This window comes from Geodermatophilus sp. SYSU D00708 (genome assembly GCF_054050115.1).
In genome coordinates this window covers 1-579 of the sequence record NZ_JBJGYS010000067.1, presented here as the reverse complement: position 1 = coordinate 579, position 579 = coordinate 1, and the positions used below count along the sequence as shown (strand labels likewise).

Sequence of the window (579 nt, the reverse complement as noted above, 5' to 3'; positions counted from 1 at the left end):
CGTCCGGTCCAGGGCCGCGACCACCGCCGCGGCCGGCTGACCGTCGGCGTCGTTGTGGTCGAGCAGCCACGCGGCCAGGCCGACCGGTGAGTCCGCGATGCCGTACAGCGTCTGCGGCCGTGCCGCCATGTACCGGGCGTACTCGACCTGCCCGAAGGTCCGGACCAGTTGCTCGTAGGCGCGCCGCTCCTCGGCGGAGAGCCCGGACGGCGCCGGCGCGCCGGCCAGGGCGGCCGCGTTGACCTCGGCGGGGACGGTGGCCGGCATGTTGGTGTGGATGCCGAGCAACCCCGCGGGTGCCTGCAGCCCCATCTGGTCGACCACGAACGCACCCCAGTCGCCGCCCTGGGCGACGTAGCGGTCGTAGCCGAGGCGCTGCATCAGCTCCGCCCAGGCACGCCCCATGCGCTCGGGACCCCACCCGGTGCTCGTCGGCTTGCCCGAGAAGCCGTAGCCCGGCATCGACGGGACCACGACGTGGAAGGCGTCCGATGCGCTCCCGCCGTGCGCCGTCGGATCCACGAGCAGGTCGATGATCTTGAGCTGCTCGATGACCGACCCCGGCCAGCCGTGGTTGAC

1 protein-coding gene is annotated in these 579 nt (G+C 73.4%); it reads right to left on the bottom strand.

The window, feature by feature from the left end; all coding sequences use genetic code 11:
* Positions 1-579, bottom strand: a 579-nt coding sequence (locus tag ACI79D_RS24895) for an alpha/beta fold hydrolase (RefSeq protein ID WP_456921219.1), incomplete at both ends; no start/stop codon positions are given.